The following is a 21,732-nucleotide window of genomic DNA, read 5'->3' on the forward strand; positions in this document are numbered from 1 at the left end:
CCTACCCGCAAGGTTCATTGCAGCTAGCCACGGGGTTCGTTACAGCTAGCACAATGCAGTGCACCCAGTCCCCAAATCATTTCGCGGCAATTGACCGTGATAACTTTGATGTCGGGGGTGCTTTGGCGTGCAATTCTGGTCAGGATTTCCTCAGCCTGCTTGTCGGACTCTTCGTGTCCAAACGTCGGAATTAGCAGACCATGTGGGCCGACACGCAGGAAATTGCAATAGCTCTCGGGGACGCGTGAATCATCGATGTAACGTGGCGGTGGCGTTGGCAATCGATGGACGGTCACGTGGGGTGAAGTTTCTTTTCCCCATTGGCAAAGTTGTTCGTAGTTGGCTTCGAGACCTTCACGATTGGGATCGTTGGGGTCGCTAGAGACTGCAACAACGATGTTGCTGGCGTCGATGAACCGAACAAGTTGGTCGATATGCCCATCGGTGTCATCGCCTTCAAGGGCGCCGCCATCAACCCAGACGATCTCGCGTGCTCCGCAAAGTTGTTCGAACCTTTCGGTGGCTTGCTGTTTTGTCAGGCCCGGGTTGCGGGTGTCGGTGATCAAGCAATCCGTCGTGGTCAGCAGTCGGCCGGTGCCATCCCATTCCAACGCGCCACCTTCGACACAGAGTCCACCATCGATATGCGGCCAGTTCGCATGGGAGATGATTTTTTCGGTCGCAGCGTTGTCCAAATCCCACGGCGGATACTTTCCACCCCAGGAGTTGAATTGCCATTCGATTGCGGAGTGCTTTCCGCTTTCGTCAACGACGAACGTAGGTCCGTAGTCACGGATCCAGCAATCGTTTGTTGGGATCTCGACCCAGTGAACTCGATCATGTTGCTCGATGACCGATTGGGCTTGTTGTCGAAGCTCTGGCCCACCGATCAAGCAGACGTCCGCAAATTGAGCGGCTGCGAGAATGAACGCGCTGAAACGTTCAGGGATGCTATCAAAGTGACCTGGCCAAGTGTTGGGATTGTGGGGCCAAGCGAGCCAGATTGCCTTGGCATGTTCCCACTCGGCGGGCACACGTTTTCCGCCGGCATCGTGTGGCGCATTAGTCACTGTGTTCACATCAAGTGATGAAGTAGGGGGCAGTCCGAAGCATGGGCAGCGTAGGCGGGGGCGACGGGCTTTGCCGGTTTAGGAAGCTTGTGTGGATTGTGATCGTGGTTCGGCGCTGGCAAATCTGTGGTTGGATGAAACCGGTGTTGATTTGCTTGCGGGGGATGGGCTTTTCAGGTGTTATTGGCCCTAGAATCAGGCGATCACGATCTCAAGCGAGAGAGGCAAGTCAACTATTCGACTTTGATTTCTTCTTTGACTTTCTGCACAAAGTGTGGCGACTTACCGCCTTTGGAGAGCTCTTTGGCTCGTTTGTCCGCTTCACCTTTCTTGTCGAAATCAAAGACCGCGACTCGCTTGAGGTTTTGACTGAAAACCCCCCAATAGAGACGCATGCGGACATGATCGGACGCCTTGGATCGCTTGCTGGATTTCTTCTTTTTTGACGCGAGCGCCTTTTCTGCGGCTTCGGCTTCGGCAGCTTTTTCGGCTCGGCTAACGACCTTTCGGGCCATGGACAGGTAGCGGGCTTTAGAGTGAAGAATCTTTTAAAAACGTTTTGTAGCGTAGCAGTTGACCGGACAGGTCGCCACGGGGGAAAAGTCAAGTTTTGTGGCCTTCTCACTCGGTAGTAGGGTGTTGGCCGCAAAGGTGAACCACCCGGTTGGGCTATCTTGCAAAATGATCGCTACCCGCGAACGCAATTGTCGCGTATGCTTGCCGGATATCAGGAGTATTCCGCGCTGGCGCGGTGTGCTGGGCCATTGGTACAAATCGTACGATATCCGGGCTTAGACACTGAATTTCGCCTTCGAAGCCGAGAAATCTGTCGGCGAGTTGAGCGTGGAGTCGAATAACATCGATCGGAGAGAAGCAACGATGCAGGTAAGTGTTTCGGCACGCCACGGCAGTCTTCAGCCGGGTGACCAAGAGCTAATTGAAGAGAAGGCCACAAAACTTAGGCGTTTGAACGATCGGATCAACGCAATCGAAGTGACTGTGGATCTGGAGCACACTGAGAAGCCTGTTGTCGAAATCCAAGTCTCGATCGAACACGCTGGGGAATGCGTGTCACATGCCGACGCGAGCACCGTGATTGCGGCATTGGATATGGCGATCCCTAAGGTGGAGCAGCAGCTTCGCCGCGTTAAAGAGAAAATGACCGGTCACCGAGCCACCGGACACAAACACATTGAGGCTCCCACGCCGGACGAAGCCGAGTCCTGATTTGGACCCGGCTTTGATATCCGTGTGGGGAAGAACCACCCACTCATTAATATAATCCACACCAATGAAGTTTGCAGATTTCATCTCAACACCGTCGATCAAGGCGGAACTCCAGGCTAAGACAAAAGAGCAGGCGATCGAAGAGCTTGTCGGAAGTCTTCTGGAAGCCGGCGAAATCGACGCGGATCAACGCGAAGACATCATCGCCGCGATCATGAAACGCGAGGAGCTGGGATCGACTGGTATCGGTCGCGGCGTCGCGGTTCCTCACACCAAGCATCCCAGCGTTCAAAAGTTGGTTGGCACGGTTGGGGTCAGCGAAGAAGGCGTCGACTTCGATTCGCTCGACGGTGAGCGTGTTCAGTTGTTTTTCTTGCTGATCAGCCCTCCAGAACGTCCCGGCGATCACCTTCGCGCTCTAGAAAACATCTCGCGTCAACTTCGCGACGAAACCTTTTGCCGTTTTCTTAAGCAGAGCAAAACGCCCGACGATATTTCGCAGCTGTTGCAAGAAGCTGACGACAACCAGTTCGCCACTGGCTGATGATTGCCGGCGGAGGCATGAACGCCGCCGCCATTGCCTCACTGTAAAACAAACCCACACCTCGCCCCACGCACCTCGTCCCCACCTGCCGCATGTCCAAGGCGCTCAGCCGAACCGTTGTTGTCCGCAACCCGCAAGGGCTCCATGCGCGCCCGGCTGACATGTTGGTCCGGATGGCAAATCAGTTCACTTCGAACATTTTGATTAGCCGTGGGGGCGAAGCCGTCGATTGTAAGAGCATCCTGTCGCTGTTGACCCTCGGTGCCGCCTGCGGGACCGAATTGTCGCTGCGAGTTGAAGGTGATGACGCCAAAACGGCGATTGATTCCATCGAGCAACTCTTTTTGCGCGGCTTCGACGAACTGGGTGACGAAGATGCTGCCGATAACGATTCGTGCAGCGAGGAAACCGGGAACATGGGGCAAACCGATTCGACCCCCTCGGCGTGACGCACTTGCTCCGCCGTCGGTGTCCATAACCGAACATTACAAAAATACCGAAAGTCAAAACTTTGTAGATCAGGCTCGATCAATCCCATCCGAGCCGCCCGCCGATGTCCGACGTCGGCAACGTTGTTGATAATTATCCGTACACACACTTAATCGATGGATCGGTCCATTCTGCCTTGGCTCAATGACTGTCAGTCACGAGGCCTCTGCGCATGATCGCGAACACCCGCACCAACCCAGTTTTGCCGAACCGACGACCGGTCGGCACTGAATCACCTCTCGGCCGCGCCAGTTTGCTTGGCCTTGTTGGTGGTGAACCCGAGTTGTCGTTGGCGGACGCGAGCAAGCTGCACGGGGTCCGACGTGATCCCCAGCGTTGGCACTTGTCGGCAGATGACCACCGAACCGTCGGCCTACGATGGTCGAACTGCAAGGCATCCCCGTTTCACCTGGGGTCGCGATCGGCCCAGCCTTAGTGCTGGACGCTGCCGGTTACCGAATCCCTCGTACACTGCTGGCCGCCGATGAGGTGGACGCGGAATTTGCGCGTCTGCGCGAAGCGGTCGATAAGGTTTCCACTGGCCTAGAAGCCAATCGATTGGAAACCTCTGCCGTTGCCGGTGAGCACACCGGTGATATCTTTGCGGCGCAGCTGCAAATGCTGCATGATCCGCGACTTCAAGCCGAACTGCGTCGCCGTATTCGCGAAGAGCGTCAGTCTGCCGCCTACGCCGTTAGCCGCGTGTTGCACAACTACGCGGCCGCGATTCGCCGCGTCGATAGTCCGCTGTTGGCCGATCGAGCCGACGACGTTTTGGACATCGAAAAGCAATTGTTGATGTGCTTGGGTGCCGTTTCCGCAGGTCCGCTTTCGGATCTGTCAGAGCCCGTCATCGTGCTGTCGCATGTATTGACCCCCAGCGAAACGGCAAACCTGGATCGTCAGTACGTCCGAGCCTTTTGTACCGAAACCGGTGGCCCAGGCGGACATACCGCGATCGTTGCCAAAGGTTTGGAGTTGCCCGCGGTTGTTGGTATCGGAAGCTTCTTGGATCAAGTCGGCGACCATTGCAATGTGATTGTCGATGGTGATCGTGGGCGAGTGATCATCAACCCCGATGCAGAAACGATCGCGTTCTATCGCAAGAAGCTGAAAGACCGACGTTCATTGACCGCGCGGCTGTCGGAGCTGCGCGATTTGCCTGCCGAGACAATCGATGGCACTGCGCTGCGTTTGAGTGCGAATATCGAATTCCCGCACGAGACATCGACGTGTATCGAGCGTGGGGCCGACGGCATCGGCCTGTATCGCACGGAGTTCCTGTATCTGTCGAGCCATGAGGAGCCAAGCGAAGAGGATCACTACCAGGCATACAGCCGCGTCATTCGCGAAATGGACGGTCGCCCGGTGGTCATCCGCACGTTGGACCTTGGCGCCGACAAAATGGGCCATCGCCCGATGGCTGAACACGAACACAACCCGTTCTTGGGGCTGCGTAGCATTCGTTTGTCACTGCGGAACTTGGATTTGTTCCGTCCCCAGCTTCGTGCCATCTTGCGAGCTGCCATTCACGGCGATGTTCGGGTGATGTTCCCGCTCATTACGACTTTGGCCGAGTATCGTCAGGCAAGGATGTTGTTGAACGTCGTTGCCGAGGATCTTGTCGACGCCGGCATTCCACACCGTAGCAATATCCCGGTAGGAATGATGGTCGAAGTCCCGGCCGCGGTGATGATGTTGGAGCGTTTTGCCCCGGAAGTCGACTTTTTGTCGATCGGCACCAATGACTTGGCGCAGTACACGCTGGCGGTCGACCGAAGTAACGAAAACGTTGCCGACCTGTATCAGTCGAGCGATCCCGCGGTCCTGCGGTTGATTGCCCGCTGTGTCGAAGTCGCGGCGCAATTTGACAAGCCGCTTTCGATCTGTGGCGAGATGAGCAGTAACCCGGCGCGCGCGTTGTTGCTTTTGGGGATGGGCGTGCGGCATTTGAGTGTGCCACCGTCTTCGCTGTTGCGTGTGAAGAAAGCGATCCGTTCCGTTTCGATTGATCAGTGCCTTGAGATCGCCAATCGAGTCATGCAGCTAGAAGCGGCGCGTGATGTGGACCTTTATCTATTGGATCGGCTTGGTGAGTATGTTCCCGAGTTGATCGTTACCTAATTCAAAATTGATGTCCTCTTCCGAATCGAATCAGCAAGACAGCAACTCGCAAGCAGAGTCGACCGAATCGGCGGCGCCACTGCGTTTGCGGTATCGGATTCGATTTGCCAAGACCGGCTTGCTGCGCTGGACCAGTCACCGCGATCTTGCGCGGTTATGGGAGCGATTGCTACGTCGTGCCCAACTGCAGCTTTCGATGACCGAAGGTTTCCACCCCAAGCCGCGGATCAGCTTTCCGTCTGCGCTTGCGTTGGGAATCAGCGGACTTGATGAAGTCGTCGAATTGGAATTAGCCGAATTTTTGGAAGCCGCTGATCTATTGTCGCGTTTGAGAAGCGACCACCAGCCTGGTTTGGAAATCAAAAGTGTGCAGTTGCTGCCCGCCGGTTCGGGTAAAGCAAAACTGCAGCACACCGACTACAAAATCACGCGTCCGGATCCAGATCTGGGAGATTGCGACGTCGATGAAGTCGCGATTCAAACGCGAATCGAAGAGTTTTTGAAACAAGAAACTGTCACGGTGACTCGTAAGAAAAAGCCGCTGACGGTTCAGCTATCCGAACAAGTGTTGTCGCTGACGTTCGGCGACAACCTCGAACTAACACTTGCCGCATCGGATGCGGCGACACTGAAGCCAACCGATGTGCTGGATCTGATCGGCCTCGCCGATTGGATTGCCGCCGGTTCGCAAATCATTCGAACAGAGGTGGTTTTGACGACCGAAGTCACACCCACCGATCCCAATACATTCGCATCTGCAAACCTCACGCCCCAAGCAGGCGAAACCACCGAAGAGGTGCTTAAATGAAACGAGAAATGTTGATGAACGTGCTCCAGCCTGAAGAGAGCCGCATCGCTATTTTGCACGACGGAAAACTCGAAGAACTTTATGTTGAACGGAAGAGCGTCGAAGCCTACGCAGGAAACATCTATCGCGGGAAAATTGTCAATCTAGAGCCCAGTATCCAAGCCGCCTTCGTCGATTTTGGCGTCGGGCGAAATGGCTTTTTGCACATCAGCGATGTCGAACCGCAGTATTTTCGCCAGGGCGGTTATGATCCCGAAGAGATCAAACGCGAATCGGATGAGATGGCCGAAGCGGCCGCAAAACGTGCTCGCGAATCCGGGCGTGGATCGAAACGGGCATTCAAAGGTGGTCGGCCACGGATCAAGCCACCAATCCAAGAGATTTTTAAGCGTGGCGACGAAGTCTTGGTCCAAGTGATCAAGGAAGGGATTGGCACCAAAGGGCCGACTTTAAGCACGTACATTTCGATCCCAGGACGCTATCTTGTCCTGATGCCAGCGCTCGAACGCGTCGGTGTTAGCCGGAAAATCGAAGACGAAGACGATCGTAAACGCCTGCGACGTTGCTTGCTTTCGCTTAACCCGCCAAAGGGCTTGGGCTTTATCGTTCGCACTGCCGGTGCGGGACGAAGCGAAAAAGAACTGGGCCGCGACATGGATTACCTGATCCGGTTGTGGAAGACCATCGTTCGCAGAGTCAAAGGTGGTGGCGGTCCGGGCGTGTTGTATGAAGAGAGTGATCTGATCATCAAGACGATTCGCGATATCTATAGCGATGACATCGATCACATCATGATCGATGAAAAGCAATCATTCGAAAACGCGCGTGACTTCTTGAAGATGGTCATGCCACGCGTTGTCGACCGGCTGAAGCTTTATGAAGGCCCCGAGCCGTTGTTTCATCGCTACAAGCTGGAACGAGAGATCATCAAGATTCACCAACGTCAGGTGAAGCTACCCAACGGCGGATCGATCGTGATCGATCCGACAGAAGCGTTGGTGGCAATCGATGTGAACAGTGGTAACTTCCGTGGCGGCGAAGAGTCCGCCGAAGAGAATGCGTTCCGCTTGAACTTGGCTGCCGCAAAGGAAATCGCGCGGCAATTGCGATTGCGTGACCTTGGCGGTGTGATCGTCAATGACTTTATCGATATGCGTAAAGAAAGCCATCGACGAAAGGTCGAGCGGGCGCTTCGCGATGCGATGAAGAAAGACCGTGCACGCACAAAAATCTTACGCACCAGTCCGTTCGGCTTGGTCGAGATGACGCGTCAGCGAATTCGTCCGAGTTTGAAACGAAGCATCTATCAAGATTGTCCATGCTGCGAAGGCCGTGGCTTGGTCAAGACCGCCGAAAGCATGTCGATCGAGGTGGTGCGAATGTTGGCGCTGGCTGTCAAGAACGAACATATCCAGCGAGTCACGATTCGTGTCAACGACGCTGTCGCCGCACATCTGAACAACCAGAAACGCCGAAGCGTGATGGAAATGGAAGATGCGGGAAAGATGACCGTTCAGATTTTGGGTAGCGAAGGACTTTATCCGGAGCACCTAGAGATGGATTGCCGGGACGGCCAAGGCGAACGCGTCGAGATCGATTCCTAGTTGGCAGGGAATATAAGAGCATCCTGAGCCGCGAAGGCGTTAGCCGCGGTTGGGTGGTTGGTTGGGTTCGGGGTGCTGGATAACCGACGCTAACGCGTATCGGCTCAGCTGTTGGATCTTGAGCCGCGATGGCGCTAGCCGCGGTTGAGTGTTTGTTTGGATTCAGGGTGCTGGACAACCGACGCTAGCGCGTATCGGCTCAGCTGTTGGATCCTGAGCCGCGAAGGCGTTAGCCGCGGTTGAGTGGTTATTTGGGTTCAGGGTGCTCAATAACCGACGCTAGCGCGTATCGGCTCAGTTGTTGGACCTTGAGCCGCGAAGGCGTTAGCCGCGGTTGAGTGGCTGTTTGGGTTCAGGATGCTGGATAACCGACGCTAGCGCGTATCGGCTCAGTTGTTGGATCTTGAGCCGCGAAGGCGTTAGCCGCGGTTGAGTGGTTGGTTGAGTTCAGGGTGCTGGATAACCGACGCTAGCGCGTATCGGCTCAGTTGTTGGACCTTGAGCCGCGAAGGCGCTAGCCGCGGTTGAGTGTTTGTTTGAGTTCAGGGTGCTGGATAACCGACGCTAGCGCGTATCGGCTCAGTCGTTGTACGTTGAGCCGCGAAGGCGTTAGCCGCGGTTGAGTGGCTGTTTGGGTTCAGGGTGCTGGATAACCAACGCTAACGCGTATCGGCTCAGTTGTTGGACCCTGAGCCGCGAAGGCGTTAGCCGCGGTTGAGTGGTTGGTTGGATTCCGGGTGGTGAATAACCGACGCTAGCGCGTATCGGCTCAGTTGTTGGACCTTGAGCCGCGAAGGCGCTAGCCGCGGTTGAGTGTTTGGTTGGTTTCGGGGTGCTCAATAACCGACGCTAACGCGTATCGGCTCAGTTGTTAGATCCTGAGCCGCGAAGGCGTTAGCCGCGGTTGAGTGTTTATTTGGGTTCAGGATGCTGAATAACCGACGCTAACGCGTATCGGCTCAGTTGTTGGACCTTGAGCCGCGAAGGCGTTAGCCGCGGTTGAGTGGCTGTTTGGGGTCAGGGTGCTGGATAACCAACGCTAACGCGTATCGGCTCAGCTGTTGGAGCCTGGGCCTCATTGGCGATCGCCACGGTTGGATGTTTCTCGATTACAATGCGGGGACCTCTCTTCATCCTTCCTCCCACTATCCCGCGTGTCGTTCGATGAATCGAATTCTTGCCTTGGCCCTCGCCATCATGCCGGTCGCCGTTTCTGCCGGCGAAGTGAAAATTGTTGACGACGGGCAGAAAGCTGTTGTGACCATCGATGGCCAGCCCTTCACCGAATATCGCTACAGCGAATATGCCAAACCGATCCTCTATCCGGTGATCGGCCCAGGCGGAAAGGCAATGACTCGGAACTATCCGATGGTCAAAGACGTCGACAACGAGGCGAGCGATCACCCACACCACAAGTCGATTTGGTACACGCATGACGACGTCAATGGAATTCGCTTCTGGATGGAGGAAACCGAAGGCAAACCCGTCAAAAACATTGGCAAGCAAATCGAAACGTCTTTGAAAATTGAAGGCAACCGCATCGTCACAACCAACGATTGGCAAAGTGCCGATGGTGAGGCCGTCTGCACGGACAAGCGAGTGATAAGCTTTGGTACGGTCGGAGACGCTCGGTACATCGATTATGAGGTCACTTGGATCGCCAGTTCGGGTGATCTGCTGATCGGTGACACAAAAGAAGGCACCATGGGTATTCGTACAAACCCCAACCTTCGCTTGAAAGCGTCAGCAAAGCACGGCAACCACACCGTCAGTGGGCATAGCATTAACAGTGAAGGCGTTCGTGACGGAGCGATGTGGGGCAAGCGTGCAGCGTGGGTTGACTATTGGGGCGAAATCGATGGTGACACCGTTGGCGTTGCGATCTTTGATCACCCAAGCAACCCAAGGCATCCCACTTGGTGGCATGCACGCGATTACGGTTTGATCGCGGCAAACCCGTTTGGCGTCCATGACTTCGAAGGCAAAGAAGACGGCACCGGCGACATGACACTTAAAGCGGGGGGAACGATGACCTTCAAATATCGTTTTTTGTTTCACCCAGGTGATGTCGAAGCAGCCAAGATCGAAGAACGTTATCAAGCGTTTGCCAAGTAGCGGGAAAGCGATTGGCGTATACCCTGATCCGTAATGGCGCCAGCCACGGTTGAGCGGTTGGTTGGGATTAGGGTGGTGGAGAACCGACGCTAGCGCGTATCGGCTCAGTTGTTGTACCTTGAGCCGTGTTGGCGCTAGCCACGGTTGAGTGGTTGGTTGGGGTCTGTGTGGTGGAGAACCGACGCTAGCGCGTATCGGCTCAGTTGTTGGACCTTGAGCCGCGTTGGCGCTAGCCACGGTTGAGTGGTTGGTTGGGATCAGGGTGGTGGAGAACCGACGCTAGCGCGTATCGGCTCAGCTGTTGGATCTTGAGCCGTGTTGGCGCTAGCCACGGTTGAGTGGTTGTTTGGGATCTGTGTGATGGAGAACCGACGCTAGCGCGTATCGGCTCAGTTGTTGGACCTTGAGCCGCGATGGCGTTAGCCGCGGTTGAGTTGATGATTCGATCCCTGGGTCAATTTGAAAAGCCGAATGGCATCGACGGTGAGTCGGACGTTGTGCACGCGAATGACGTCCGCGCCTTGTAACATCACCGCCAATGAAACTCCAAGTGTTCCCGCATCGCGATCGGCTTCTTTGTCGCCGATCGCTTTACCGATGAAACCTTTGCGACTGTGCCCGATCAGAATTGGGACACCGATATCGCAAAAACGTTTGGTGTGCTGCAGCAATGTGAAGTTGTGTTCGTGGGTTTTGCCAAACCCGATTCCAGGGTCCAAACAAATTCGATCTCGCCTGATTCCGGCTGCTTCCAAGGCATTCAGGCGACGAACCAGATAGTCGTAGATTTCTTCGACGACATCGTCATAACTTGGATGATCTTGCATCGTCTGTGGGGTGCCCTGCATGTGCATTGCACAGATCCCGACTTCGTTTCGCAACGCGACGTTGATCATCTGCGGGTCGCCTTCGAGACCGGTGACATCGTTGATGATTTCCGCACCGGCTTGGATCGCGGCGCTCGCGACGGCAGCTTTACTGGTATCGATGCTGATCGGAATTGCAAGCCGATCGGAGAGGCCTTCGATAACCGGAATTGTCCGTCGAATTTCGTCTTCGGTGGCGACTGGATCACTGTAAGGACGAGTGCTTTCGCCACCGATGTCGATGATGTCGGCTCCATCGGACTGCATTTGCAGTGCAACCTCGATCGCACGGTCGACATCGTTGTGCCGTCCGCCATCAGAAAAACTGTCGGGCGTGACATTCAGGATGCCCATGACCAATGGGCGTTCTGACAACGGCAGGCTTCGTTGTCCGATATTCCAAGTGGATGGACGTTTCGCCGGTTTGCTGGGTGTATTCATGGGCATATTTAACCCGATGAATATGCATTGGTGTAGCCGCTGCAACCGAGTTGCAAGAGCGGTCGCTACCAGCGAGATTCCATTTGGGACACGATTCGGCTCGCCAATTGTTCGATGGCTTGCAGATTCGCCGTGTCGATGGACTGTCCAGCTTCGGGAACAAAGCGAGCGTTTTGGCTGAACCCAGTCATGTCGTTATTCAATGACGCGATGCTGTTTTGCATCAAAGGTTGACCGCCACGCGAGACCCAGTTGGCATGGACAGTGATGGCCGTATCAAGAGCACGCGGGTCATCACTAAGCACCTCAGTGAGAACCGTTTTGGACTGGGTGATGATTTTGACGTTCAAGACCGAATCAGCCATCGGACTGCTCACGACTTTGTAAGGCGTGCGGCGTTGAACTTCACTCACCAGTGCTTCGGTCAGTTGCTTGCCCAGGTCTGGGCGAAAGGTTTCGTTGCGAACGACCGGAATGTGAACGGTCCGAATGTTTGCCGGGTACATCGCATCGGCGCCAAAACGATAAGACGCACATCCACAAGAACCGGCAAGGACCAGCAACAGCGCGAACGCGACCTGATTGGAAGCGTTTGCGAGCTTGTGAAATGGTGTTCTGGTGCGGTCCATCGGTTGGGCCATTGCGAAGGCCTATCGGAAAATCGATTCGCTGGGGGCGGATTCTTCTTCGGAGCCTTGCTCTTGCAGGGTATCAACCGTGACCAACGGCGGAGATTGTTTTGCCGAAGGAAAGACTTTGGTCATGAACGCCAGTGGGCGGTCGGGAGAGCCCGGGAGCTCTTCGATCTTTGCCAACGTCTCGCGAGCTTGTTCAGCCTGCGGCGCCGAGGGATGGTCGCGGAGCAGCTTGCGATACAGGTCACGAGCGGCGCTGTATTCATGTTGCTTTTCACGAATGCCTGCGCGGAAGGCAAGCTTCTCTGCTTTGTGGTATTCGATTTCGGCAGCAGCCCTGGCAACCATCTTTTCGTACTTTTCGTCTTTCAGCTTGTCTGGAAAACGTCGGCGAGTTTGCTTGACCAAGTCGTCAGCTTCATCGAGCATCCGTTCGCTGTAGAGCGGCCCGGCGTAGACTTCCAGCTTGCAACGGATTCCCAGTAGATGGGCGTGGAACAAGTGGTCGCTATCGCTAAATGTTTCGCGTAGGTCAGTTAGGAATTCATCGGCCCGCTCGTAATCTTCGCGACGGATATATTCGATTGCCGCGGCCATCGTGGCGTCATCGGCGAGTTTACCGGTAGGGTCGTCGTATCGAATTTGATCAAGCACCCGAATCGCGTGGCTGGACGATTCACGCATCGGACGTTTTTTGTCAAAGAAGTTCAGCGTGTACCACGATTCGCTTCCCGACTTGTCGACGTCGATCCAGTATTTGCTGATCGAGAACAGGCGAGCAGCAGCTCGGTCGGTATGGCGGTTTCGAGGGAACTCCTTTTGCAGGTTTTCGAACGAATCGCGAGCGTTGTTTAGGTCGTCAGCGAAGAAGTACGCTTCGCCTTGCATGAATAACGCATCTTGATGAATCGCCGACCCGGGGGCCTCCTTGCTGGCTTTCTTGAATAGCTTTGCCGATTGCTGGAACATCTCCGCACGTTCGCCATCGGGGGCTTGGACAGCCTCACGGAAGATCGCATCGGCTTCGCGATACAGCTCTTTTGCTTTGGGCAAGTCTTCGCTTTCGCCGGTCACATAGCCAACCAAGTGGCTTGAGCCAAACCGATTCGTGCCCGGCTTGCGAGTTGTCGGCGTGCTTTCGCTTTCCGTCGACGAGTCCGCATCGGCGCTGGACATGAACGGCAGCGGCGGAAACATACTTTGTCCGCTGTCGGAACCACCAAAGGACTGGCAACCGACGGCACAAGCCATCAGAACCAAAGCCGTTGGCGTGTTGCGAATGATGCGTTTGTATTTCTTTTGATTGGCAGTTCGTTTCATTCGTCCGGTTCCATCCGGGCGGGCAGAAAATGTTGCATCCGAGGCATCGTGCCAAGGATTGCTTGGATGTATCGGTTCAGCACGCGTCGCAATTCGCCATAAACTGTCGTGGAAACAGAGACTGGGCTTCGCGTATGCGGTGCTAGCAATGTTTCGAGCTGTTCAATGGTGGCTGCTGCGACGCCGATGACCGAGGCTTGTCGGTTACGACAAGACATGCATACGACACCACCGGCGATGGGTGCAAATGAGATTCGACGTTCGCGTGCAACGGGCTTTCCGCAGTCGGCACAGTTTCGTGTGGTCGGTGCATGGCCAAGCAGTCTTAATGCGGATGCGTCAAACGCCAGCAAAGCCGCGGCGGAGTTGCCGGTGCCGTCGATTTGCCCAAGGGCATCGATGGCGGCATCGTACAGTGCCGGGTGCGGGTCGTGATTGTCCGTCATTAATCGAAGCATTTCGGCGACGTAGTATCCCGCGTAGAGTCGTTGAATGGATTTCTCGGCCCCACGAAATCTTCGTTGGAGCTTTGCCTCAGTTAGCAAATCGAGCGCATCGGAACTTTTACGAATCAGCACTACACGACAGACGGCGAGCAGGTCAAGCGATCCTTCGAAGGAACTCTTGGGGCGGCGGGCGCCTTTGGCGATCGCTGCGATTTGCCCAAAGTCTCTTGTAAGCAGGTGGACGACGAGACTGGTTTCGCTGAATTCGATCGTTCTGAGGACGATCGCCGTCGTCTGTTCGGAAGCCATTTAAAGTTCGTCGTCTTCGCCGAATTCGCCCAGCGATGCAAGCAATTGGCTCATTTCGGCAGCGGCATGGCTATCGTTTTGCGAGCGTGCTTGGTCGATCCCATCACGCAACTGCGTCCTGGCTTCGTCGATGCGGCCAAGGTCGACAAGTTGCTGAGCGGCCATAAAAAAGGCGGGCACGTAAGGCGGCGAATCCTTGGTCAATTCGCCAAGTTTTTCCAAGCTCGCACCATGGTCGCCCTCTTTGCGGAACTCCATTGCCAAGCTGTATCGCAAGAAGGTGTCGCTGGGATCGTCAGCCAGCATTTCCAAGATCTTTTCTTTTCGCGACATGGTTTAAAACTCCTTTTTCCAGCGTTGGCCGCCACTGATGTTTTCAAACTGTAAGGTGCCAAGTTGTTCGGCAAGCATGGAGTGTTCTGCGTCGATTACCGTTTCGACACGAAAGACACAGCGTGTTGCCAATGATTGAACCATGACGGAAACCAAGAAAACTTCGGCGGGAGTTAGCTGGTCAGGCTGTTCGATCACGGTCAAATCCAGAAGTGCTTCGCTGCAGCTCATCACCTGAGCTTCAGGGTCACTTAGCCATAAACGGCAGTTGGCCAAGCGGTCGCCATTGCGGTGATTGATCAACTGGTAATGTTCGATATCCATGTGGGCCATGGCCGATGCATATCGAGAATCCTGCGGAACGACGCCGCTGCATTCGCTGCGGGTGGTCCGCCGATATTGCATCATTTCACGGTTCACCGGCGGGCGATATGGGGCCGTTGTCACCGCCATTCGGGTGTAGCTTCCCCAAGGACGAAAACCGTGCCGTGACAGCAGCGATGAAACGCGGACGTCATAGTCGGGGATGCCGACCCCGTGGCCAATCGGTGGTAGGCCGACGTATCCGCATTGTTGATCACGGAGTGGGCCGGCGAGGATGGAATGGCAGCCCATCGCCGCCATTCGATCCATTGCGGCAAGCAGCAAATCGTCGCAACATTCCAGCCCCGCGGGAGTAAAGCAAATCGCAGAAAGGATCGCGACGTCTTCGGCAGGTTGGTCTTCCCAGGCATCGCCTTGGGCCCCTGGACGGCTAAAGTGGCAAAACGCTTCGACTTGGCCGTTGATCGTCGCGACAAGTAATTCACGGCTGGAAAAAAACATCCGTGATAAAATCGCACGTTCGATAATCGTCGTGCTGATCGGGGGCGGGGTTCCTGTTGTGGACCAATGTTGACTCCAAACCCGTGTCAGGTCTGGAAGGTCGGCGTTACAGAAGTCGCGTATTTCGGGCATTTGACGTAGGAAACTTCTCTGATCAGATTACCGAAGCGATCGATTATCGGTTAAATCACCGTTGTTGTTCGCCGAAGGGAGCGTCCCAATCGGTGCCTGCCAACGCGTTTTCCAGACCGCCTGTTTTTGGCCAGCATACTGACTTCACAACCATTTGGTTACCGCCCTAATTAGCCGTAATGCCTTCAGAAGCACTGCAAACAGATCCAACAGGGGATCCTCGTGAAGCCACACGTCCGGTCTTGCCGGTGGATGAACGCGTTCGCCAAGGGGGCTGGATTTTTATCGGCTCGTTGCTGGTTTTCTTTGTCACCAGCATTCTACTGTACGGTCTATACGTCTACAGCCGTCGAAACGACCCGCGTAGCGCAATTGAGCTGCCAGGTGCGTTTTTGGTGAGCACGATTTTTTTAGTCTCGATTAGCGGTTTGGTGCATTGGGCAACGCGGACGGTCCGGCGGGACCGATTTGGCCAAACAGCCATCCTGTTGGGTGCCAGTACGTTTGCGGCGATCGTTTTCACCGTGATCCAGTGCTGGGCTATGTTGAAAATGCTGCTGGGTTCAGATGCCTTTGCCGGGACAGGGCAGGGCGTGGCCGGGATGGTGATTGTCCTTGCCGTTCTTCACGCGCTGCACGTGCTCGGCGGAATCATTGCACTCGGGATCGTGGCCGCACGTGCTTCGATCGGGCTTTATGACCACGAGCGTCATTGGCCGGTCGATTTTGCAGCTCAGTACTGGCACTTCTTGGACATCGTTTGGCTCTGCATGATGCTAGCATTTTGGTGCACGACAGGCGGATTTGGTTTCTAGGCGACCGGCATCTGGCGATGCAAAACTTGAGTCGAAATCGACTTTATCATCAATCTTTACGCCGCGCGTCTGACTCTCGTACACTTCGCGGCGATCGCGCGTTTGCGATGCGCGACTGATCGCTACTTTCGCGGAGCGGAAGGCGACACATTTTGGCTAGCTACGGCTCGTATGCTTTGCCACACCGAACGGGATTTGCCAAAGGAAGGGCCGAATGTACCGCTGGTTACTCTGCTTTCGTTATTTGAAAACGCGTTATATCGCGCTCGCTTCGATCATCAGCGTCACGCTAGGTGTGGCGACATTGATCGTTGTCAACGCGGTGATGAGCGGCTTCTCTGCCGAGATGCACGAGCGGCTTCACGGGTTGGCATCGGACATCATGATCGAATGTCATGCGACCGGCGGAATGCCTGATCCGGAAGGTCACTTACGCGAAATTGAACGTGTTTGTGGACCGGCCATCGTTGGGTCTTCGGTCAGTGTGAGTGTGCCTGCGATGTTGAACATCAACTATCGGGGCCAGCAGATCGGACGTCACGTCAATTTGATCGGTTTGGATCCTGTGTCCTATGACCGAGTCAGCGACTTCGGCAAATACCTGTTGCATCCCGAGAATCAAAAGTCGGCGAGTTTCCAATTGCGTGATGACGGTTATGCACCCGATCGCAAGGAGCTTTCCAAAGCTGGGTGGGCTCACCGCAAAGAACGTGTTGCCAGCGATCGTCAAATCGAAGCGATGCTGGCCGAAGAGCGTCGACTGTTGGAACAGGTCAAACGTCAGCAGATGACGCCGGAAGAGATTGCTGCCGAGGAAGCTGCCAATGCCGCTGCGGCTGCGGGGCCAACCTTCGGTGCGTCGATGATGCCTTCCGCACTGGTCGGTGCTGGTGACACTGCTTCTGGTAGCTCTGCGACAGAGGAAAACATTGGTAGCAGCGAAAGCCGTTTGGCCGATTCGGTTGATCCGATGGAAAACCAGTTCGACGGAATCATCTTGGGCATTTCAACGTGCAGCGTTCGCGGCCGAAATCCTGATGGTGAAGTCGTCGACCACTATTACGCTCAGCCCGGCGATGACGTTCGGATGATGTTTCCGAGTGCGAGCGACGAACCTAAAGTGCTCAACCAGAAATTCACGGTCGTGGATTTGTACGAATCTGGGATGAGCGAATACGACAGCACATTTGCGTTCGTTCGTCTGGATCGTCTGCAGGAAGCTCGCGGAATGATCAATCCTGAATCGGGCGTTCGTAGCGTGACGACAATTCAATTGAAAGTCGCCGAAGGCGTTGAGTTGAACCTGGTGCGTGATGCTCTTCGTCGTCGCTTTCCTCCGGAAGTTTACCCTTACAACATTCAGACTTGGCGTGACTTGCAAGGTCCACTGTTGTCTGCCGTCAGACTTGAAACCACGATCCTGAACATACTGCTGTTCTTGATCATCGCGGTTGCAGGTTTTGGCATCTTGGCAACGTTTTTCATGATCGTCGTTGAAAAGACACGCGACATCGGAACGCTGAAGGCACTTGGCGCGTCCGGCCATGGCGTCAGCAGTATCTTTCTGACATACGGCCTACTGCTCGGTTTTGTCGGCAGTGGTGCAGGATTGGTTGGCGGATTGCTATTCGTCGACAACATCAACGGGATCGCGGGAATTGTCGAACGGATCACGGGGCAAGAGGTCTTTGATCCAACCGTGTATTACTTCAGCGAGATCCCCACCATCATTGAACCGCTAACTCTGGTTTGGGTGATGATTGGTGCGATGACGATCGCTGTGATGGCGAGCGTATTGCCGGCACTGCGTGCTGCCCGTATGCATCCGGTACGTGCACTGCGTTTTGAATAGGCGGGTTGCTGCACTTGGCACAACTTCCCCTCCCCGAAAACATTCCGTCCCTTCCAAAGTATCCTTTCACAATGTCTGACTCCATCGTTCTTAGCGCTCGCGGGCTGACCAAGAGTTATCACAAGGATCGAATCGCGGTCCCGGTTTTGCGTGGCGTTGACCTTGAGGTCGAAGAGGGCTTGGTCACGGTCTTGGTCGGGCGGAGCGGTAGCGGCAAGAGCACTTTGATGCACTTGCTGGCGACGTTGGATCGGCCCGATGCCGGTGAGGTTTGGTTTCAAGGGAAGCGAGTTGACAATGCATCTCGCAAGCGACGTGACTACTTTCGCAACCATGAAATCGGTGTGATCTTTCAGTTCTATCACTTGCTTCCAGAGCTTTCCGCGATTGAAAATGTTTTGGTTCCGGCGATGATTGGCCAGGGGTTTTTTCGCTATCTGAAAAACCGTGGCGAGAATCGCAAACGTGCCGAAGCGATGTTGGATCGAGTCGGGTTGCTTCACCGTGCCAGTCACCGTCCAAGTGAAATGAGTGGAGGGGAAATGCAACGGGTCGCGATCGCTCGGGCTTTGATGACAGATCCCAAAATGTTGCTTGCCGACGAACCCACCGGTAACCTGGATACCGAAACAGGCCACGACATCCTAATGTTGCTCGATGAATTGAATCGAACCGATGGGATGACGATTCTGATGATCACCCACGATGACGAAATCGCTGCCGGTGCCGATGTCTGCTGGCGCATGAAAGACGGCTTGATCGAAGACGATCGTGCGAAGCAGGCTGTCGCCGCATAGCTGTTCCGGAATGTCAGCCATTTGGCCCGGGATGTCAGCGAATTGGCTCAGGCCATCACCCGTTATTTCAGGGCGAAAACGCAAAGCGTTCATCCGTTTCTAGAGCACCGACTTGATTTAGACCCTTGCACGACGAACCGGTTTCTCCGTCGATCAACAAGCGTTTGTCGTACTCGGCGAACACCTGGGTGTATCGCTTGGCAATCGTATACATCGTTCTGTCGATGCTGGCGATTTTCTACTTGGTTTGGCTGTTGATTCAGTTGCCCGTACCCAGGCAGTTTGAAATCGAGAGTGATCGCCAAGATGCGATCTTTCTGGTTGGCCAAGTGCTCGAAGATCTTCGCGATCATCCACACCTGCGGCTGTTCGGCGACAAGGATTACGAGTTCATTCAGTTCCTTGGGGAAGAATTGGAACAGATGAATGATGCCGCCAAGATCCAAAAGCAGTGCGAGTTTGTGCTGCAGCTATATCAGGGTGAATTCACCGAATACCGATTGTCGGTCAAGTATCTACTGACGTCGGCGGTCACGGGCGCATTCATCGCGTTGTTGGTCAGCCTCCGTCCTTCGATTTGGGCCGCGTGTCTACTCGAGTTCGTTTCGCTCGCCGGAACCGCTTTGAATTCCGAGCTTTTTGCCGGTCGAGATTTCTCGCATCTGTTCGTCTTCACGTTGCCACATTTGATGCTTGGCATCGCAATCCTTGGCTTTGCGATGACAGGCTACTGGGCAAATAAGTTTGAAACGCAACCACGGCAGCGTGAACCTTGGACGCTAGTCTGGTTTGGTGCTGCCGGGTTGGTGGTCGCAATTGCGATGACCTATTGGGAAATCACTTCACAGTCGCGCTCGACTTTAAGGACCACACAAGGCCTCGGGGCGGTGTTCGTCGCAGCCGGTTGGTCCCTTTTCGCAGGGACCAAGCAACTGCTGCAGTTAAAGTCGACTAAAGGCGACCATTCAGATAGTCCAAGCGACGGATGAGTTGTCCGTTCTTTTCGAGGGGGACCAGCATCTGAAACTTGGTGGTGTCCATTTCGAATCCGTGGAAGTCTTTCAGAAAGACAATTGTGTTTAGGATTCGCAGTGCTTCGGGCTCGTTGGTCGCACGCTCGATCGACCGCCGTAAGAAACGATCGGTTTCAATATCGGTGTGCATTTCCAGATATTCGGCAGCTCGAGTGACAACGAGTGGCTCAACATCAGTAAGCAGCTTTTCCATCATGGGCACCAGCGGTTTTGCTTCTTCGCCAAAGCTACTGCATGCGACGAGAGCCCAGTAGCGAACCCAGCCGTCAGATTCTTGTGCGGGATCGAGAGCACGTTGAAGCTTAGGAAAAGCTTCCGAAAACGGTTGCAGGCACAAATTGACGGTGTCGATGTATTGCACGATCTCGGCCGCGTGAGCTTGCCCGAACGCAATCGGGTTGGCCGTCGCTTCGTCAACCATCACGGCTTCGGTTGCAAAGCTCAGGTCTGGCATCGACTTTAGGCGATCGTCAAGCTGCTGGCGCATCTGCAGAAGCCGAGTCTGTTGTGCCGGGTCGCTGGCTAAGTTATTGATTTCGTGAGGGTCACTGCTGAGGTCATAAAGTGCCTCGGCTGCTTTGGGCTGGAAGAACTGTGCTGGCGGTCCGCTTAGCTTGCCTTCGTTGTGAAGGTCACGCCATTGTTGGTAGGCGGCGCATTTGTAGCGGTAATTGTTCTGCAGTGAATCTGGATAGAACGGTTCGAAGTTACGGATGTATTTCCAGTCTCCAATGCGCAGGGTTCGAACCAAGTCGTACTTCTCATCAAAACGGTCGGCATAGCCAAATGTTTCGTCGCGCCGGTCGACCTTGTCGGGATCAGCATCCATACCGAGGAATGGCCGACCGTCGATCCCTTCGGGTTGTTCGAGTCCTGCCAAGCTGAGGACGGTGGGGCCGAAGTCGACGAATTCGACAAATCCGTCCGTGCGGCTTCCCAAATCACGACCTGCTAGTTGTTGAAAGTTTTCGGGGACGCGAACGACAAGTGGAACATGAAGTCCCGATTCGTAGGCGTATCCTTTCGATCGAGGCAGTACACCACCATGGTCACCGAAGTAGAACACGAATGTATTCTCAAGTTCGCCGTCGGCTTCGAGTTGGGCGATCACGCTTGCGACCTGTTGGTCGATAACTTTCATGCGATCGTGATAGCGTGCCCGGGTGTAACGAAAGAGAGGCGTGTCGGGAAAATACGGCTGCAGTTTGACTGACGCGGGATCTGTTTCGGTAGGAGCGTTCTCAACGTCGGATGCGGGGAAATGCAGCTTGCTTTCATGTGAATCGGTAAAGGTTTTGACATGAAAGAAAGGAATCGACTTGTCAGGGCGATTTCGCCAGTGAGCTTTCTTGCTCGAATCGCTCCAGACGTCGGAACTTTTGACCGCGTTATAGTCCTCTTTGTTGTTGTTGGTGGTGTAGTATCCGGCCGCATGAAGGTAGGCGGGGAACATCTCCACGCCGGGGGGCATCGTGGCGGATGTATGCTTGCGGTGGAACTGAGTCGCGATGCGGGGGCCGTAGCAGGAAGTGATCAACGTGGTTCGCGCGACGGAGCATACCGGCGCGTTCGAGAACGCACGATCGAAGGTCACGCCATGGGCCGCCATGGCTTCGATGTTCGGGGCCGGAGCGCCATCGGGATGAAAGTGCCGGAGATAGTCGAACGAGTTGTCTTCGGACATGATCCAGACAACGTTGGGTCGATTGGCTGTAGAGGCTTCGTCTGTCGTCGAGGCCGATTGGGCAAATACGGGAGTCGATTGATGAGCGAGAATGCCCGTGGTCAGCAACAGCAGTGCTGTGAGCATCGCGAACGGTCGCGAGAGGGGGAGGCGATTCATCAGTATGGGGTTGGGCAAAAGGCGGCGTTTTGTTCCAGGTTAGGACGATTGTGACGACCGATTCCTGTTTCGACAGCGTGTCATAGACATGATTTTACCCAAA

The 21,732-nt window shown here is 54.9% G+C and carries 21 protein-coding genes; 11 read left to right on the top strand and 10 right to left on the bottom strand.

All coding sequences use genetic code 11. The features are described from left to right. Nucleotides 1-23 precede the first annotated feature (23 nt). Together LOC67_RS00280 and LOC67_RS00285 are read right to left on the bottom strand one after the other, a co-directional pair. Nucleotides 24-1,070: an agmatine/peptidylarginine deiminase gene (locus tag LOC67_RS00280; RefSeq protein WP_230260297.1), complete on the bottom strand. Its 1,047-nt coding sequence runs from the start codon at nucleotides 1,068-1,070 to the stop codon at nucleotides 24-26. Nucleotides 1,071-1,303: 233 nt separating this feature from the next. Next, nucleotides 1,304-1,585 (bottom strand): hypothetical protein, encoded by a 282-nt coding sequence (locus LOC67_RS00285; protein ID WP_230260298.1) that lies wholly within the window; start codon nucleotides 1,583-1,585, stop codon nucleotides 1,304-1,306. 328 nt (nucleotides 1,586-1,913) lie between these two features. On the opposite strand from LOC67_RS00285, the gene hpf reads away from it, so the two are divergent. The 7 genes from hpf to LOC67_RS00320 all read left to right on the top strand — a co-directional run bounded on the left by hpf (nucleotide 1,914) and on the right by LOC67_RS00320 (nucleotide 9,981). Then, on the top strand, nucleotides 1,914-2,297 hold the full coding sequence (gene hpf / locus LOC67_RS00290; RefSeq protein WP_230260300.1) for a ribosome hibernation-promoting factor, HPF/YfiA family: 384 nt from the start codon (nucleotides 1,914-1,916) through the stop codon (nucleotides 2,295-2,297). Nucleotides 2,298-2,361: 64 nt separating this feature from the next. Further along, a complete protein-coding gene (locus LOC67_RS00295; RefSeq protein WP_230260302.1) occupies nucleotides 2,362-2,841 on the top strand; it encodes a PTS sugar transporter subunit IIA in 480 nt (159 codons plus the stop codon). Between the two features lie 92 nt (nucleotides 2,842-2,933). Beyond that, on the top strand, nucleotides 2,934-3,290 hold the full coding sequence (locus LOC67_RS00300; protein ID WP_230260304.1) for an HPr family phosphocarrier protein: 357 nt from the start codon (nucleotides 2,934-2,936) through the stop codon (nucleotides 3,288-3,290). A 418-nt stretch (nucleotides 3,291-3,708) separates the two neighbouring features. After that, nucleotides 3,709-5,454 (top strand): phosphoenolpyruvate--protein phosphotransferase, encoded by a 1,746-nt coding sequence (gene ptsP, locus LOC67_RS00305; RefSeq protein ID WP_230260305.1) that lies wholly within the window; start codon nucleotides 3,709-3,711, stop codon nucleotides 5,452-5,454. Between the two features lie 10 nt (nucleotides 5,455-5,464). Then, the gene (locus LOC67_RS00310; protein ID WP_230260306.1) at nucleotides 5,465-6,262 is read left to right on the top strand and encodes a TIGR03936 family radical SAM-associated protein; all 798 of its coding nucleotides are present in this window, start codon (nucleotides 5,465-5,467) and stop codon (nucleotides 6,260-6,262) included. Further along, nucleotides 6,259-7,866, top strand: a complete 1,608-nt coding sequence (locus LOC67_RS00315) for a ribonuclease E/G (RefSeq protein ID WP_230260307.1) — start codon at nucleotides 6,259-6,261, stop codon at nucleotides 7,864-7,866. Before LOC67_RS00310 ends, LOC67_RS00315 begins: the two co-directional genes overlap by 4 nt. 1,164 nt (nucleotides 7,867-9,030) lie before the next feature. Continuing rightward, nucleotides 9,031-9,981: a PmoA family protein gene (locus LOC67_RS00320; protein ID WP_230260308.1), complete on the top strand. Its 951-nt coding sequence runs from the start codon at nucleotides 9,031-9,033 to the stop codon at nucleotides 9,979-9,981. Between the two features lie 419 nt (nucleotides 9,982-10,400). On the opposite strand, the gene folP is transcribed toward LOC67_RS00320, so the two are convergent. From folP to LOC67_RS00350, 6 genes are all read right to left on the bottom strand, one after another. Next, nucleotides 10,401-11,288 carry a dihydropteroate synthase gene (gene folP, locus LOC67_RS00325; RefSeq protein WP_410001103.1) on the bottom strand — a complete coding sequence of 296 codons (888 nt, stop codon included), beginning with the start codon at nucleotides 11,286-11,288 and terminating at the stop codon, nucleotides 10,401-10,403. Nucleotides 11,289-11,353: 65 nt separating this feature from the next. After that, the gene (lptE, locus tag LOC67_RS00330; protein WP_230260310.1) at nucleotides 11,354-11,917 is read right to left on the bottom strand and encodes an LPS assembly lipoprotein LptE; all 564 of its coding nucleotides are present in this window, start codon (nucleotides 11,915-11,917) and stop codon (nucleotides 11,354-11,356) included. Nucleotides 11,918-11,938: 21 nt separating this feature from the next. Beyond that, nucleotides 11,939-13,243 (bottom strand): tetratricopeptide repeat protein, encoded by a 1,305-nt coding sequence (locus LOC67_RS00335; RefSeq protein WP_230260311.1) that lies wholly within the window; start codon nucleotides 13,241-13,243, stop codon nucleotides 11,939-11,941. Further along, nucleotides 13,240-13,998, bottom strand: a complete 759-nt coding sequence (gene recO, locus LOC67_RS00340) for a DNA repair protein RecO (RefSeq protein ID WP_230260312.1) — start codon at nucleotides 13,996-13,998, stop codon at nucleotides 13,240-13,242. Before recO ends, LOC67_RS00335 begins: the two co-directional genes overlap by 4 nt. After that, a complete protein-coding gene (locus LOC67_RS00345) occupies nucleotides 13,999-14,331 on the bottom strand; it encodes a CDC27 family protein (protein ID WP_230260314.1) in 333 nt (110 codons plus the stop codon). It lies immediately after the preceding gene. A gap of 3 nt (nucleotides 14,332-14,334) precedes the next feature. Further along, nucleotides 14,335-15,288: a hypothetical protein gene (locus LOC67_RS00350; protein ID WP_230260316.1), complete on the bottom strand. Its 954-nt coding sequence runs from the start codon at nucleotides 15,286-15,288 to the stop codon at nucleotides 14,335-14,337. Nucleotides 15,289-15,467: 179 nt separating this feature from the next. On the opposite strand from LOC67_RS00350, the gene LOC67_RS00355 reads away from it, so the two are divergent. The 3 genes from LOC67_RS00355 (at nucleotide 15,468) to LOC67_RS00365 (ending at nucleotide 18,752) form a co-directional block, all read left to right on the top strand. Further along, entirely contained in the window at nucleotides 15,468-16,103 is a 636-nt protein-coding gene (locus tag LOC67_RS00355) for a cytochrome c oxidase subunit 3 (RefSeq protein WP_230260318.1), read from the top strand. Nucleotides 16,104-16,317: 214 nt separating this feature from the next. Next, nucleotides 16,318-17,955, top strand: a complete 1,638-nt coding sequence (locus LOC67_RS00360; RefSeq protein ID WP_230260320.1) for an ABC transporter permease — start codon at nucleotides 16,318-16,320, stop codon at nucleotides 17,953-17,955. A 71-nt stretch (nucleotides 17,956-18,026) separates the two neighbouring features. After that, entirely contained in the window at nucleotides 18,027-18,752 is a 726-nt protein-coding gene (locus LOC67_RS00365; RefSeq protein WP_230260322.1) for an ABC transporter ATP-binding protein, read from the top strand. A gap of 67 nt (nucleotides 18,753-18,819) precedes the next feature. Here LOC67_RS00365 and LOC67_RS00370 read toward each other — a convergent pair whose 3' ends face one another. After that, the gene (locus tag LOC67_RS00370) at nucleotides 18,820-18,966 is read right to left on the bottom strand and encodes a hypothetical protein (protein WP_230260324.1); all 147 of its coding nucleotides are present in this window, start codon (nucleotides 18,964-18,966) and stop codon (nucleotides 18,820-18,822) included. A gap of 10 nt (nucleotides 18,967-18,976) precedes the next feature. Here LOC67_RS00370 and LOC67_RS00375 point away from each other — a divergent pair, with 10 nt between their 5' ends. Beyond that, entirely contained in the window at nucleotides 18,977-19,741 is a 765-nt protein-coding gene (locus tag LOC67_RS00375; RefSeq protein ID WP_230260326.1) for a hypothetical protein, read from the top strand. Here LOC67_RS00375 and LOC67_RS00380 read toward each other — a convergent pair. Next, entirely contained in the window at nucleotides 19,704-21,629 is a 1,926-nt protein-coding gene (locus LOC67_RS00380) for a sulfatase (RefSeq protein ID WP_230260328.1), read from the bottom strand. The genes LOC67_RS00375 and LOC67_RS00380 overlap by 38 nt on opposite strands. Between the last annotated feature and the right edge of the window lie 103 nt (nucleotides 21,630-21,732).

Source organism: Stieleria sp. JC731 (assembly GCF_020966635.1).
GTDB lineage: Bacteria > Planctomycetota > Planctomycetia > Pirellulales > Pirellulaceae > Stieleria.